General features: G+C 62.8%; 12 protein-coding genes. 8 read left to right on the forward strand and 4 right to left on the reverse strand.

Features of this window, described 5'->3' with window-relative positions; translation table 11 throughout:
• Positions 1–106: 106 nt before the first annotated feature.
• Both P3T21_RS09970 and P3T21_RS09975 read right to left on the reverse strand, forming a co-directional pair.
• Complete coding sequence (locus P3T21_RS09970; protein ID WP_429255765.1) at positions 107–1,798, reverse strand: AMP-binding protein; 1,692 nt, start codon at positions 1,796–1,798, stop codon at positions 107–109.
• Positions 1,799–1,848: 50 nt separating this feature from the next.
• Positions 1,849–2,982: an acyl-CoA dehydrogenase family protein gene (locus P3T21_RS09975; protein ID WP_429255766.1), complete on the reverse strand. Its 1,134-nt coding sequence runs from the start codon at positions 2,980–2,982 to the stop codon at positions 1,849–1,851.
• Positions 2,983–3,223: 241 nt separating this feature from the next.
• On the opposite strand from P3T21_RS09975, the gene P3T21_RS09980 reads away from it, so the two are divergent.
• The 6 genes from P3T21_RS09980 (at position 3,224) to P3T21_RS10005 (ending at position 9,130) form a co-directional block, all read left to right on the forward strand.
• Complete coding sequence (locus P3T21_RS09980) at positions 3,224–4,255, forward strand: AraC family transcriptional regulator (protein ID WP_429255767.1); 1,032 nt, start codon at positions 3,224–3,226, stop codon at positions 4,253–4,255.
• 65 nt (positions 4,256–4,320) lie between these two features.
• On the forward strand, positions 4,321–5,862 hold the full coding sequence (locus tag P3T21_RS09985; protein ID WP_429255768.1) for an NfeD family protein: 1,542 nt from the start codon (positions 4,321–4,323) through the stop codon (positions 5,860–5,862).
• Positions 5,859–6,632 carry a slipin family protein gene (locus tag P3T21_RS09990; RefSeq protein WP_429255769.1) on the forward strand — a complete coding sequence of 258 codons (774 nt, stop codon included), beginning with the start codon at positions 5,859–5,861 and terminating at the stop codon, positions 6,630–6,632. The genes P3T21_RS09985 and P3T21_RS09990 overlap by 4 nt, the downstream gene beginning before the upstream one ends.
• Positions 6,633–6,770: 138 nt before the next feature.
• Positions 6,771–7,031, forward strand: a complete 261-nt coding sequence (locus P3T21_RS09995) for a DUF4148 domain-containing protein (RefSeq protein ID WP_429255770.1) — start codon at positions 6,771–6,773, stop codon at positions 7,029–7,031.
• Between the two features lie 76 nt (positions 7,032–7,107).
• Positions 7,108–7,629 (forward strand): YaiI/YqxD family protein, encoded by a 522-nt coding sequence (locus P3T21_RS10000; protein WP_429255771.1) that lies wholly within the window; start codon positions 7,108–7,110, stop codon positions 7,627–7,629.
• Between the two features lie 199 nt (positions 7,630–7,828).
• Positions 7,829–9,130 (forward strand): NCS2 family permease, encoded by a 1,302-nt coding sequence (locus P3T21_RS10005; protein ID WP_429255772.1) that lies wholly within the window; start codon positions 7,829–7,831, stop codon positions 9,128–9,130.
• 44 nt (positions 9,131–9,174) lie between these two features.
• Here P3T21_RS10005 and P3T21_RS10010 read toward each other — a convergent pair whose 3' ends face one another.
• Entirely contained in the window at positions 9,175–9,465 is a 291-nt protein-coding gene (locus P3T21_RS10010; protein WP_429255773.1) for a DUF1488 domain-containing protein, read from the reverse strand.
• Between the two features lie 393 nt (positions 9,466–9,858).
• Here P3T21_RS10010 and P3T21_RS10015 point away from each other — a divergent pair, with 393 nt between their 5' ends.
• Entirely contained in the window at positions 9,859–11,826 is a 1,968-nt protein-coding gene (locus P3T21_RS10015; protein WP_429255774.1) for a sigma-54-dependent Fis family transcriptional regulator, read from the forward strand.
• Positions 11,827–12,040: 214 nt separating this feature from the next.
• The gene (locus tag P3T21_RS10020; protein ID WP_429255775.1) at positions 12,041–12,349 is read left to right on the forward strand and encodes a 2Fe-2S iron-sulfur cluster-binding protein; all 309 of its coding nucleotides are present in this window, start codon (positions 12,041–12,043) and stop codon (positions 12,347–12,349) included.
• 8 nt (positions 12,350–12,357) lie between these two features.
• Here the strand turns inward: P3T21_RS10020 and P3T21_RS10025 are convergent, their stop codons facing one another.
• Positions 12,358–12,552: a YqaE/Pmp3 family membrane protein gene (locus P3T21_RS10025; RefSeq protein ID WP_429255776.1), complete on the reverse strand. Its 195-nt coding sequence runs from the start codon at positions 12,550–12,552 to the stop codon at positions 12,358–12,360.
• Positions 12,553–12,571 lie beyond the last annotated feature (19 nt).

Genomic DNA, 12,571 nt, shown 5'->3' on the forward strand with positions numbered 1-12,571 from the left:
CTGGATCTCCTGTGCGATGGCTGCAAACGCAGCCGGACAGCAATGCAAAAAATGACGGGCGGCGGTCAAGCCGCGAAAAGTATCCTGTTTAGCGGGCTAAACGTGTCTAGCGCAGATCGGGAAAATCCTCTTCCCAGTATTCGTCGGGTAGACGCGCGGGTTCGGCCTCGCGCTCCAGCTCGCGACGCCGCAGTTCAACGCGGCGGATCTTGCCCGAGATGGTCTTCGGCAATTCGCTGAACTGGAGCCGGCGAATCCGTTTGTATGGCGCGAGTTTTTCGCGCGAGAACGCGAACACGGCGCGCGCCAGTTCGGGGCCAGCTTCGTAGCCCTGACGCACGGTCACGAACGCCTTCGGCACCGACAGTCGCAGCGCATCGGCACTCGGCACGACCGCCGCTTCGGCAATCGCCTCGTGTTCGATCAGTATGCTTTCCAGTTCGAAAGGGCTCAGCCGGTAATCGGACGACTTGAACACGTCATCCGCGCGGCCGACATAGACGTAGTAGCCATCGTCGCGCCGCATCGCGACATCGGACGTGTGATAGAAACCGTTGCGCATCGCCTGCGCGGTGGCCTTTTCGTTGTTCGCGTAGCCGGTCATCAGGCCGAGCGGACGTTGTGCGAGCGGCAACGCGATTTCGCCTTCGGTAGCGGGCTGATCGTCTGCATCGACGAGTTCGATCCGGTAGCCCGGCAGTGGTCTTCCCATTGACCCCGGCACGACCGGTTGACCCGGCGAGTTGCCGATCTGGCAGGTCGATTCCGTCTGACCGAAACCATCGCGAATCGTCACGCCCCACGCGTGACGCACCCGCTCGATGACCTCGGGATTGAGCGGCTCGCCCGCGCCGACAATCTCGCGCAGCTTCACGGGATACGACGCAAGCGGCTCCTGCACGAGCATGCGCCAGACAGTCGGCGGCGCGCATAGCGTCGTGACGTTGAAACGCACCAGTGCATCGAGCGCTTCCTTCGGCACGAAGCGCGGATTGTTGAAAATGAACACGCAGGCCTGCGCAGTCCAGGGCGCAAAGAAGCAGCTCCACGCGTGCTTCGCCCAGCCCGGCGAACTGATGTTCCAGTGAATGTCGCCCGGTTGCAGACCGATCCAGTACATCGTCGACAGATGGCCTGCCGGGTAGCTCTGATACGTATGCTCGACGAGCTTCGGCTTCGACGTCGTGCCGGAGGTGAAATAGAGGAGCATCGGATCGCTGGCGTGCGTCGGGCCATCGGGCTCGAATGACGGCGACGCATCATAGGCACCGCCGAGATCGATCCAGCCTTCGCGCGGCGTGCCGACAGAAATGCGCTCGACACCCGCATCGATGGTGTCGAATTTGGCGAGCTCGCCGCTATCGACCACCACGTACCGCGCGCCGCCGATCTGCACGCGATCGCGCACGTCATCGGGCGATAGTTGCGTGGCAGCGGGCAGGACGATCGCGCCGAGCTTCATCGCCGCGAGCATCACGTCCCAGAGTTCGATGCGATTCGGCAGCATCAGCAACAGACGGTCGCCGCGCCCAACGCCGATGCCACGCAGAAAGTTCGCCATCCGCGCCGAGCGCTCCGACATCTGCGCATACGAGTAACGCGTGCCCTCGCTCCCCGCGCCATCGACGATCATCAGCGCCGGGTTGTCGTTCCCACGCGCGATCAAGTCGAAATAGTCGAGCGCCCAGTTGAACTCGCCGAGCACGGGCCACGCGAACTCGCGATACGCGCTGTCATAGTCCGTGCGATGGCGAAACAACAGGTCGCGCGCCGCCAGATAGCTTTTCGCTGCAGTCATCGTCGTCTCCTGATTGGCGCACAGGCGCTCTATGTCGGGTCATTCTGCACTTAAACGTGTCGCGCGATCACCATTCTTTGTACTTCGCTGGTTCCTTCGTAAATCTGGGTAATGCGGGCATCCCGATAGTGGCGCTCGACCGCATAGTCTTCGAGGTAGCCGTAACCACCGTGAATCTGGATCGCCTTCGAGCACACCTCTTCGGCGAGTTCGGACGCGTAGAGTTTCGCCTGAGACGCTTCCGACAGACAAGGCAGCCCTTCGCTGCGCAGCCGCGCAGCGTGATGCACGAGCAGGCGTGCGGCGTTCAGACGTGTCGCCATGTCGGCAAGCATGTTTGCGATGGTCTGATGGTCTTTCAGCGCCTTGCCGAACTGGATGCGCTCGTTCGCGTAGGCGCGCGCCGCGTCGAAGGCCGCGCGCGCGATACCGATTGCCTGCGCCGCAATGCCGATACGCCCGCCTTCCAGGTTCGACAGCGCGATCCGCAGGCCTTCTCCCGGTGCGCCCAGCAGATTCGCTTCAGGCACGGCGCAGTCGTCGAGCGAGATCGGGCACGTATCCGACGCGCGGATGCCGAGTTTGCTTTCCGGCTTGCCGACGTTGAAACCCGGCGTCCCAGTCGGCACGATAAAGGCCGAGAGTCCACGCTTGCCGCGATCCGGATCGGTGACGGCGAATACGATCGCGACATCGGCGCGCGAGCCATTCGTCACGAACTGCTTGCTGCCGTTGATGATCCACCGGCCGTCGCTCAACATGGCGCGCGTGCGCAGGTTATTCGCCTCAGAGCCGGCCTGCGGTTCGGTCAGACAGAACGCGCCGATACGTCGTCCGGTTGCGAGGTCGTGCAGATAACGGTCTTTCTGCGCGTCGGTGCCGAAGTTCAGGATCGGACCGCAGCCGACGGAGTTATGCACGCTCATCAGCGTCGCGCATGCCGCGCAGCCCGCGGCGATTTCTTCGAGCGCGAGCGCATAAGCCACATAATCGGTGTAGGAGCCGCCCCATTCGGCGGGCACGATCATGCCGAGAAAGCCGAGCTCGCCCATCTGCGTGACGACTTCCGGTGGCAGTGCGCCGACGCGGTCCCACTCGCCCGCATGCGGCGCGAGACTGTGGACCGCGAAGTCGCGTGCTGCATCGCGGATCATCCGTTGTTCGTCGGTGTAGAAATCGTGCATCGGATCCGCCTTGCGTGGTGCGCTAATGTTGCGTGTGTGTTGCATCCGGCGTATTCGATGCCCGGCCGTTTCGCTGTGCATGACGCGCCGCGAAGGGTTGGCCTGCACGGTGTCGTCTTGTTGCGCTGCAGCGGCGCAACGTGCGAACAACGCCATCCGCCGGGAAAAGTGTAGGTAGTCCGGCGCCCGGGTTCGATGCTCAGCCCGCTCAATCTCGGTGAGCGCATTTACCATAGTCAGAATGAAAAACGAAAAGGGCACCATCTCCGTCAGCCTCGTCGAAGAAACGCTCGCGCTGGCGCGCTCGCGCGGGCTCGACGTGCAACCTGTGATCGAAGCGGCCGGCATCGCGCCACAGGTGCTCGCTTCGCCGAAAAGCCGCGTGACGTCGGCGCAATACGGCGCGTTGTGGGCCGGCATCGCCCGCGCGCTCGACGATGAGTTCTTCGGCCAGGATTCGCATCCGATGAAAAGCGGCAGTTTCATCGCGATGACACAGGCAGCGCTGACGGCGCGCACCGGTGCGCACGCACTCGCGCGCGCCGTCGGCTTCATGCGGCTGGTGCTGGACGATCTCCACGTACGGATCGTGCCGGATGCCACGCGTGTACGACTCGAATTCACGCATCGTGAAGGCACACCGGCACCCACCATGTTCGCCTGTGCGACGTACTTCATCCTGGTCTACGGCCTCGTTTGCTGGCTTGTCGGGCGACGCATTCCGCTGCTACAGGCACGCTTTCGCTGCGCCGAACCACCGGCCGCGCACGAATACCGGCTGATGTTCTGCGACGACATGGCGTTCGATCAGGACGCATCCTTCGTCGATCTCGCACCGGGTTTTCTGGACCTGCCGGTGGTACAGACCACACAATCGGTGAAGGCCTTCCTGCGCGATGCGCCCGGGAGCTTCGTCGTGAAGTACCGCAACCCCGGCTCGCTTGCGGCGCGCGTGCGCAGGCTGCTGCGTGCGCTGCCGATGTCCGCATGGCCCGGCTCCGACGAGATGGCGTTGCGCCTGCATGTTGCAGAAGCAACGATGCGGCGCCGGCTCCGGCAGGAAGGCTATACGTACCAGTCGATCAAGGACGACCTGCGGCGCGACATCGCAATCGGCGAACTGCAGGACACGGACCGCACGATCGCCGACATCGCGACGAGCGTGGGTTTTGCCGAACCCAGCGCGTTCTACCGCGCTTTTCGCAAATGGACGGGCATGCGTCCGACCGACTACCGCATCACGTCGCTCACGCAGCCAGCGGTTCCGGACTAAGCTATAGGTATCAGGCCAGTCCTTTTGGGCCGGCGCTTGCCGACAAGGTGCGCCGGCTGTCCGCGATGAGAACGTACCCGCTTCTCCTGTTCCGGCAGTCTGGTCCGCGCCGTCCATCGACCCGCGACGGCTTTGCGGCCCGGTGTTTCCGGTTTCTGCGCGATGCAGCCGCGTCGGGATTCCTGCTGGTTTTCGCGGCCTTACTTCAGCATTCGGCCTCATTTGCGGCCGCCGGAGCGGCACGCGTCGTCGTGATTCCGGTCAACGGGGCGATTGGCCCCGCCACCGCTGACTTTATCGTTCGCGGGCTCGCCCACGCTGCACAGGATCACGCGCAGCTCGCCGTGATCCAGCTCGACACCCCCGGCGGCCTCGATACGTCGATGCGGCAGATCATCAAGGCGATCCTGTCCTCGCCGGTACCCGTCGCTTCGTATATCGCGCCTGGCGGCGCGCGGGCCGCGAGCGCCGGCACATACATCGTGTACGCAAGCCACATCGCGGCGATGGCGCCCGGCACCAATCTCGGCGCGGCAACGCCCGTTCAGCTCGGCCTCGGTAGCGCTGCGCCGCAACAACCAGGCGCGCCGCTTTCACCCCCTGCTTCCGGCGAAAAGAAAGCAGGTGCGCCTTCGGATGCAGCGTCCGCTTCGACCGCACTCGACGCGCAGTCAACCGAAATCCGCAAGCAGGTACACGATGCCGCCGCCTATATCCGCGGACTCGCGCAGCTACGCGGACGCAATCAGGACTGGGCCGAGCGTGCGGTGCGCGAAGCCGTCAGCCTGTCGGCACGTGAGGCGCTCGACCAGCATGTGGTCGATCTGAACGCGCGCGATGTACCCGACCTGCTGCGTCAACTCGACGGCCGCACCATCAACACCGCCACCGGCGACCAGCATCTCTCGACGACCGGCGCACCGATCGTGTCGCTCGAACCGGACTGGCGCAGCCATTTCCTTGCGGTCATCACCGACCCGAACGTCGCGCTGATCCTGATGATGATCGGCATGTACGGGCTCTTCTTCGAATTCGCCAACCCGGGCTTCGTGTTGCCGGGCGTCGCGGGCGCAATCAGTCTGCTCATCGGTCTCTTTGCGTTGCAGTTGCTGCCGGTGAACTTCGTCGGTCTCGGTTTGATCTTTCTGGGCATCGCATTCCTGATCGCAGAAGCCTTTCTGCCGACGTTCGGCACGCTCGGTTTCGGCGGGATCATCGCGTTCGTGATCGGCGCGCTGATGCTGATCGATACCGACGTGCCCGGCTATGGCGTGCCGATTCCACTGATCGCAGCGCTCACGATCTTCAGCGCGCTCTTTATCTTCGCGGTATCCAGCGTAGCGTTACGCGCGCGTCAAAGGCCAGTCGTTACGGGTTCGGAAGCGATGCTGGGCAGCATCGGCATCGTGCTGGACGAAGTCGTTGTGCCATCCAGTGGGGAATTCACGAATGAAGGCTGGGCGCGCGTACGCGGGGAGCGCTGGCGCGTGATGAGCGCGCAACCGCTGGCCGCCGGCCGCGAAGTACGCGTCACCGGCCGACGCGGCCTGCTGCTCACGGTCGTCCCGCTCGCCGGTAATCCATCACAACAGGGAGAACCCTCATGATCGGTTTCACCTTCGGCTTTGGCAGCATCCTGATTCTGCTGGTCGTCGTGCTGATTGCTTCATCGGTGCGCATTTTCCGCGAGTACGAACGCGGCGTCGTGTTCATGCTCGGGCGGTTCTGGAAGGTCAAGGGACCGGGACTCGTGCTGATCATCCCGATCGTGCAACAGGTGGTGCGCATGGATCTGCGCACCGTCGTGTTCGATGTGCCGCCGCAGGACGTCATCACGCGCGACAACGTGTCGGTGAAGGTCAACGCGGTGATCTATTTTCGCGTCGTCGATCCCGAACGCGCGGTGATTCAGGTCGCGCGCTTCTTCGAAGCTACGAGCCAGCTTTCGCAGACGACACTGCGCGCCGTACTCGGTAAGCACGAACTCGACGACCTGCTCGCCGAACGCGAACAACTTAACGCTGACATCCAGAAAGTCCTCGATGCGCAGACCGACGCGTGGGGCATCAAGGTGTCGAACGTCGAGATCAAGCATGTCGATATCAACGAAACGATGATCCGCGCGATCGCGCGGCAGGCAGAAGCCGAGCGCGAACGGCGCGCGAAGGTGATTCATGCGCAGGGCGAGTTGCAGGCGTCGGCGCATCTGCTGGAGGCCGCGCAGATGCTCGCGCGCCAGCCGCAGGCGATGCAGCTGCGTTACCTGCAGACGCTCACCACCATCGCCGCCGACAAGAACTCGACGATCGTTTTCCCGCTGCCGATCGACCTGCTAAGCGCGGTGATCGACAGGATGAACAAGCCTTCAAACGCCTGAAATGAAAGCGTTATGAAGGCAATCGGACCGTGCTTTCACATCGGAGCGCGCAACAATCAATTGCTGAATGCTGCCTTACCGCTCGCTTGACGTCCCACTAGAATTCGAGGGTTATCCCTTATAAATACAACCGCTACCATGAACATCATCTCCCGCATCGCAGCTGGCGCCCTGCTCGGTGCGTTGCTCGCGCCTTCCGTATTCGCGCAGACCACCGCACAGACTTATGATCCTTCGGCACCGAAAACCCGCGCCGAAGTGAAAGCCGATCTCAAGGCCTGGCGCGCGGCTGGCTACGATCCGCTCGACTGGATCAACTATCCAGAGAACGCTCAACGGGCTGGCAGCATCGTTGCCGCGCAGCGCGCGCAGGCAACGCCGGCCACCACGCAGCAATAAACCACGCCACGTAGCATCGGTCGCGCTATCCTGAGCCGGGTATCATCACGCCCCTTCGACTCCGGAAGCCGACACGATGCAAATCTGGGTAGACGCGGACGCCTGTCCGGTCGTCATCAAGGACATGCTGTTCCGCGCCGCGCGGCGCGTCGGCGTGACCGTCACGCTGGTCGCGAACCAGTTCCTGCGCGTCCCGCCTTCCCCGTTGATCCGCACGATCCAGGTGCCAGCCGGCTTCGATGCAGCCGATGATCTGATCGCCGAACGCGTCGTCACGGGCGACCTCGTCATCACCGCCGATATCCCGCTCGCCGCCGCTGTGCTGCAGAAAAACGCGCACGCGCTGGATCCGCGCGGCAACTGGTACAGCCCCGGCACCATCGAAGAACGTCTGCGCATGCGCGCGATGCTCGACCAGTTGCGCAGCAGCGGCGTCGATACCGGCGGTCCGTCCGCATTCAGCGCACGCGATACGAAGACCTTTGCGGGCGAACTCGACCGCTGGCTTGCGCGTCACGCGCCTCGCGCTGTTCCTTTGCCCGCTACATCTCCGGAAGTTTCCACACCGAAGGATCCGCCGGACGCGCACGACGGATGAGGCCCGTCAACCGGTGTTGCGACGTCTCCACGGCGTGCGCGACGATCCGGTACTTCGTGATCAATCGTGTTTACAATCCGCCCGTGGCCCCACGGTAGCGGCTGATCGGCCTTCTTTTGCCCTCATCTGCTATGACGTCACAGCGACGCTGGCCCGTCATCACAAGAAAACCATCAGGAAACAACGAGGGACGCGACTCATGGACTCGGCAAACCGCTATTTCGGCTTCGACGAAGCCGGTACCAATCTGCGCACGGAAGTGCTGGCAGGCGTGACCACCTTCCTCACGATGGCCTACATCATCTTCGTGAATCCGGCGATTCTCGGCGATGCAGGCATGCCGAAAGATGCAGTGTTCGTCGCGACGTGTCTGGTCGCCGCGCTCGCCACGCTGATAATGGGGCTGTACGCGAACTATCCGATCGCCTGCGCACCGGGCATGGGACTCAACGCGTATTTCGCGTACACCGTTGTGAAGGGCATGGGTTTTACATGGCAGGCCGCGCTTGGCGCGGTGTTCATCTCCGGATGCCTGTTCATGATCGTCACGCTGTTCCGCGTGCGTGAGGTCATCGTGAACGGCATTCCACATTCGATCCGTATTGCAATCACAGGCGGCATTGGCCTCTTTCTCGCAATCATTTCGCTGAAGTCGGCCGGTGTGGTGGTCGGTAATCCGGCAACGCTCGTCACGCTCGGCAATCTGCATGAACCGCATGTGATTCTCGCGATCATCGGCTTTTTCACGATCGTGACGCTCGACTTTCTGCGCGTGCGCGGTGCGATCCTGATCGGTATCGTCGGCGTGACGGTGCTCAGCTTTTTCTTTGGCGGCAATCACTTCAACGGCATCGTGTCGGCGCCGCCGTCGATCGACCTGACGCTCTTTCACCTCGATATCCGCGCTGCGCTCTCGGGCGGCGTACTCAATGTGATTCTCGTGTTCTTCCTCGTCGAACTGTTCGACGCAACCGGTACGTTGATGGGCGTCGCGAACCGCGCGGGGCTGCTGGTCAAAGGCAAGATGCATCGTCTGAACAGGGCGCTGCTCGCCGATAGCACGGCGATTCTCGCGGGCTCGCTGCTGGGCACGTCATCGACTACGGCGTATATCGAAAGCGCGTCCGGCGTGCAGGCAGGTGGCCGCACGGGCGTGACGGCGATTACCGTCGGCGTGCTGTTTCTTGCGGCGCTGTTTTTCGCGCCGCTCGCGGGTGTCGTGCCGGGCTACGCGACTGCGCCCGCGCTGCTCTACGTTTCGTGCCTGATGCTGCGCGAAATGGCCGACCTGCCGTGGGACGACGCCACCGAAGTCGTGCCGGCGGCATTGACCGCACTGCTGATGCCGTTCACCTACTCGATCGCGAACGGCGTTGCGTTCGGCTTTATCTCGTACGCGGGCCTGAAACTGCTGACTGGACAGGCGCGCGAGGTGAAGCTCGTCGTCTGGATCATCGCGGCCGTGTTCCTGTTCCGCTACTTCTATCTCGGCGCGGAATAAGCCACCTTGTCCCGACCGGCTGGTCGCCCGATCGCGACCTCAGTTCAGGTGCGCCAGTTCGCCTCGTAAAAGCGCACGTAACCGCTGCGCAGCACGACGCACTGGGCGCGCGTCTCCGACAGCAGCCGCCGGGTCGCGGCTTCGATACGTTCACGATGCGTGGAGAATGCACCGACCATATCTTCGATGCGCGTCGACGCAGCCCCGTAGTGATCTTCGAGCGTTTCGGCGGTAATCATGCACTCCACCCTCTCCCCATCGACCATTGCCGGGAATGCCAGGGTAAGTTCTTGTCCCGAGTATTCAGGGGTTTCGTTCAGGAAAATGATCTGCATGGGAATCGCCTTTCGGGTGACGAACAATCAATGGGGGCCACACATGTCTGCTAAAAGCGCCTCCTGACCGGGTTGCATGCGTGGATGACAGCCGTACGATCACGGAACGTGACACGCCGCGCGGCTGATTTTATTCACTGTAGACGACTTCTGCCGGGCTGCAAGTTTTCCCTGCTCCGCACACCGCTGTGGTGCATCTTGCCGATCGGCTCCGACCCAGGCCCGTCGTGGGCTTCGCGAAAATACCCCGTTTTCTCCGCATGTCGCGACTGGAATGCATCTTGTATGATGGGGATCTCATCCGCTGTCATGCTGCAGTGCGCCATGACAGCCGCGGCGACCGGCGAGGCTACGTACCTCCTTAGCGCATGCGAGACGAACCGGAGACACGCAGTGACGCAACGTTTTTCGACGACGCCCGTAACGGCTCTGCCGGACGTGATCGCAACGGCGCACGCGCGCTCGTTAGGCGTGGGCCTGCGCGAATCGGAGACGCCCGATTTCCATCCGTTGCATCGCCCCGCGTTGCGCGAACTCGTCGAACGCAATCATTCGCTGTACACGCACGCGTTGCCCGTGATGCAGACGCTACACACGCAGATCGTCAATACGGAGAGCATGGTGCTGCTCACCGATAGCGACGGCGTCATCCTGCACAGTTTCGGCGACAGCGATTTCATCGAGAAAGCGAATCGCGTTGCGCTGTGCGCGGGTGTCTCATGGGCCGAATCGGAGCGCGGCACGAATGCCATCGGCACGGCGCTGGTCGACGGCCAGCCGACGGTCGTTCATGCCGGCGAACATTTTCTCCACGCCAATCACATCCTCACCTGCTCGTGCGCGCCGATCGCCGATCCGTTCGGGCGCATAATCGGCGCGCTCGATGTGAGCGGCGATACGCGCGGCTTTCATAAGCACACGCTGGCGCTCGTGCGCATGTCCGCACAGATGATCGAAAATCATCTGTTCACGAACCAGTTTGCGGACGCCATCCGCATTCACTTCCATGCTCACGCCGAATTCATCGGCACGCTGTTCGAAGGACTCGCCGCGTTTGGGCCGGATGGCCGGTTTCTGTCAGCGAATCGCAGCGCGCTGTTCCAGTTCGGACGTCCGCTCGCGACGCTGCAAGCGCAAACGTTTCCCGAGCTGTTCGGCATGGCGTTGCCGGCGCTTCTGCAACACACGACGTACAAGCCAGGCGAATGCGTGACGCTGACGTTGCCGAGCGGCGTGCGGGTCGTCGCGCGTAGTGAATATGCAGCGGGCGCACGACCCGTGTTCCGCTCTTCGTCCGATGAAGGTTTCGACGGTGGCGCGCGACCCGCGCGGTCGACACGTTCAGCGCCCTCTCCGTCGCATAACGTCACCTTCGCGACGCTCGATACCGGCGATGCGCAGATGTCGGCGGTACTTCGGCGCGTCGAAAAAGTGCGCGGCCGGGACATCCCGATTCTGGTGCTCGGGCATACGGGCACCGGCAAGGAGTGGCTTGCGCGAGCCATTCACAACGACTCGCCGCGTCGCGACGCGCCGTTCGTCGCGGTGAACTGCGCGTCACTTCCCGACACGCTGATCGAAGCCGAGCTGTTCGGCTATGAAGATGGCGCGTTCACAGGCGCGAAGAAGCGCGGCAGCGTCGGGAAGATTGTGCAGGCCGACGGCGGCACGCTGTTTCTCGACGAAATCGGCGACATGCCGCTCGCCCAGCAGGTCCGGCTGATGCGCGTGCTGCAGGAGCGGACCGTGGTACCGCTCGGCGGGACACGCGCGATTCCGGTCGACCTGCGCGTTATCTGCGCGACGCATCGCAACCTCCGCGCGATGATCGAAGCGGGCACGTTCCGCGACGATCTGTACTACCGGATCAACGGGCTGGTCGTAACCTTGCCCGCGCTTGGGGAACGGTCCGATCTCGCCGCGCTGATCGCGCGGATGCTCGAACTGCAGCGTGACAGCGACGCCGCCGTTCCTGCGCGCGTCTCGGATGCCGTTCTCGAACGCCTCGAACGTTGCCGCTGGCCGGGGAATCTGCGGCAAATGGCGAACGTTTTGCGTACAGCGGCCATCATGGCTGAAGGCGAGGAAGAGATCGGGCTCGAGCATCTGCCGGACGATTTCCTGCAGGACTGCGACGCCGCGCCGAACGAAAGGCGTGTATCACCGTCGACCCGGGCGGTTCAGCCCATGAACGTTGAAAGCGTCGAGAACGTGGCATCCGGGAAGATGCAGGACTGGCAGGCTGCGTTGATCGAACAGACGCTCGCGCGCCATTCCGGCAACGTGTCTGCGACGGCGCGTGAACTCGGACTCGCACGAAACACGGTCTACCGGTATCTGCGGCAGCGGCGCGCGCAGTGAGGGCGGCCACGCCGCGATGTATCTTCGAGTGATGCAGCCCGTCGGGTTAAGCTAAGCTTCTGCGTTTGTGCTTTCCGCGTGATTGCGAGCGAACCCATCATGGCCTGCCGACACCATTTCGAATGCGATTTGAGCGATGACGTTCGCAGGAAAGCGTACGTTGTTTTTTCCGGTGCTTTGGCACGGCAGCAGATGACTTCCTGCGGGCCAGGCCGTGTCTGAGCCCACGCAACCGTTCTTCGTTCGCATCGAACCGCTCGGACAGACGTTCGAAGCGCCCGACTCGCTGACGGTTCTGGAAGCTGCCGGCTTCGCCGGTTTACGGCTACCGAGATCGTGCCGCAACGGCACGTGCAGGACCTGCATGTGCCAGATGAAGGAAGGTCACGTGCGATACACGATCGAGTGGCCTGGACTCACCAGGGAGGAAAAGGCCGAAGGTCTGATCCTGCCCTGCGTGGCAATCGCGACGTCGGATCTGGTGATCGAGGTGCCGGGGGCCATCGAACTCCAGAAATCCTGAGGTTCACCTCACATCCGCGAACCCAGCGCCCGCTCGATCTTGCGATCGGTTTTGTACTGGCTGAGCGCATACACCGACCAGATTGCAGCCGGAATCCAGCCAATCAGCGTGACCTGCAGGATCAGACAGACGATCCCGGCAAACGGACGCCCAATCGTGAAAAACTGGAACCACGGCAAGATGATGGCGAGCAATAAACGCATATCTGTTTTCTCTTCCGAC

The sequence above is a fragment of the Paraburkholderia sp. GAS334 genome (genome assembly GCF_050436625.1).
Lineage (GTDB): Bacteria > Pseudomonadota > Gammaproteobacteria > Burkholderiales > Burkholderiaceae > Paraburkholderia.

Bases quoted from the DNA above. Each gene is read 5' to 3' on its own strand.
- P3T21_RS09980 (WP_429255767.1), top strand. From the start codon at position 3,224: ATGAAAAACGAAAAGGGCACCATCTCCGTCAGCCTCGTCGAAGAAACG.
- P3T21_RS10005 (WP_429255772.1), top strand. From the start codon at position 7,829: ATGGACTCGGCAAACCGCTATTTCGGCTTCGACGAAGCCGGTACCAAT.
- P3T21_RS09985 (WP_429255768.1), top strand. From the start codon at position 4,321: ATGAGAACGTACCCGCTTCTCCTGTTCCGGCAGTCTGGTCCGCGCCGT.
- P3T21_RS09970 (WP_429255765.1), bottom strand. From the start codon at position 1,798: ATGACTGCAGCGAAAAGCTATCTGGCGGCGCGCGACCTGTTGTTTCGC.
- P3T21_RS09975 (WP_429255766.1), bottom strand. From the start codon at position 2,982: ATGCACGATTTCTACACCGACGAACAACGGATGATCCGCGATGCAGCA.
- P3T21_RS09995 (WP_429255770.1), top strand. From the start codon at position 6,771: ATGAACATCATCTCCCGCATCGCAGCTGGCGCCCTGCTCGGTGCGTTG.
- P3T21_RS10010 (WP_429255773.1), bottom strand. From the start codon at position 9,465: ATGCAGATCATTTTCCTGAACGAAACCCCTGAATACTCGGGACAAGAA.
- P3T21_RS10000 (WP_429255771.1), top strand. From the start codon at position 7,108: ATGCAAATCTGGGTAGACGCGGACGCCTGTCCGGTCGTCATCAAGGAC.
- P3T21_RS09990 (WP_429255769.1), top strand. From the start codon at position 5,859: ATGATCGGTTTCACCTTCGGCTTTGGCAGCATCCTGATTCTGCTGGTC.
- P3T21_RS10025 (WP_429255776.1), bottom strand. From the start codon at position 12,552: ATGCGTTTATTGCTCGCCATCATCTTGCCGTGGTTCCAGTTTTTCACG.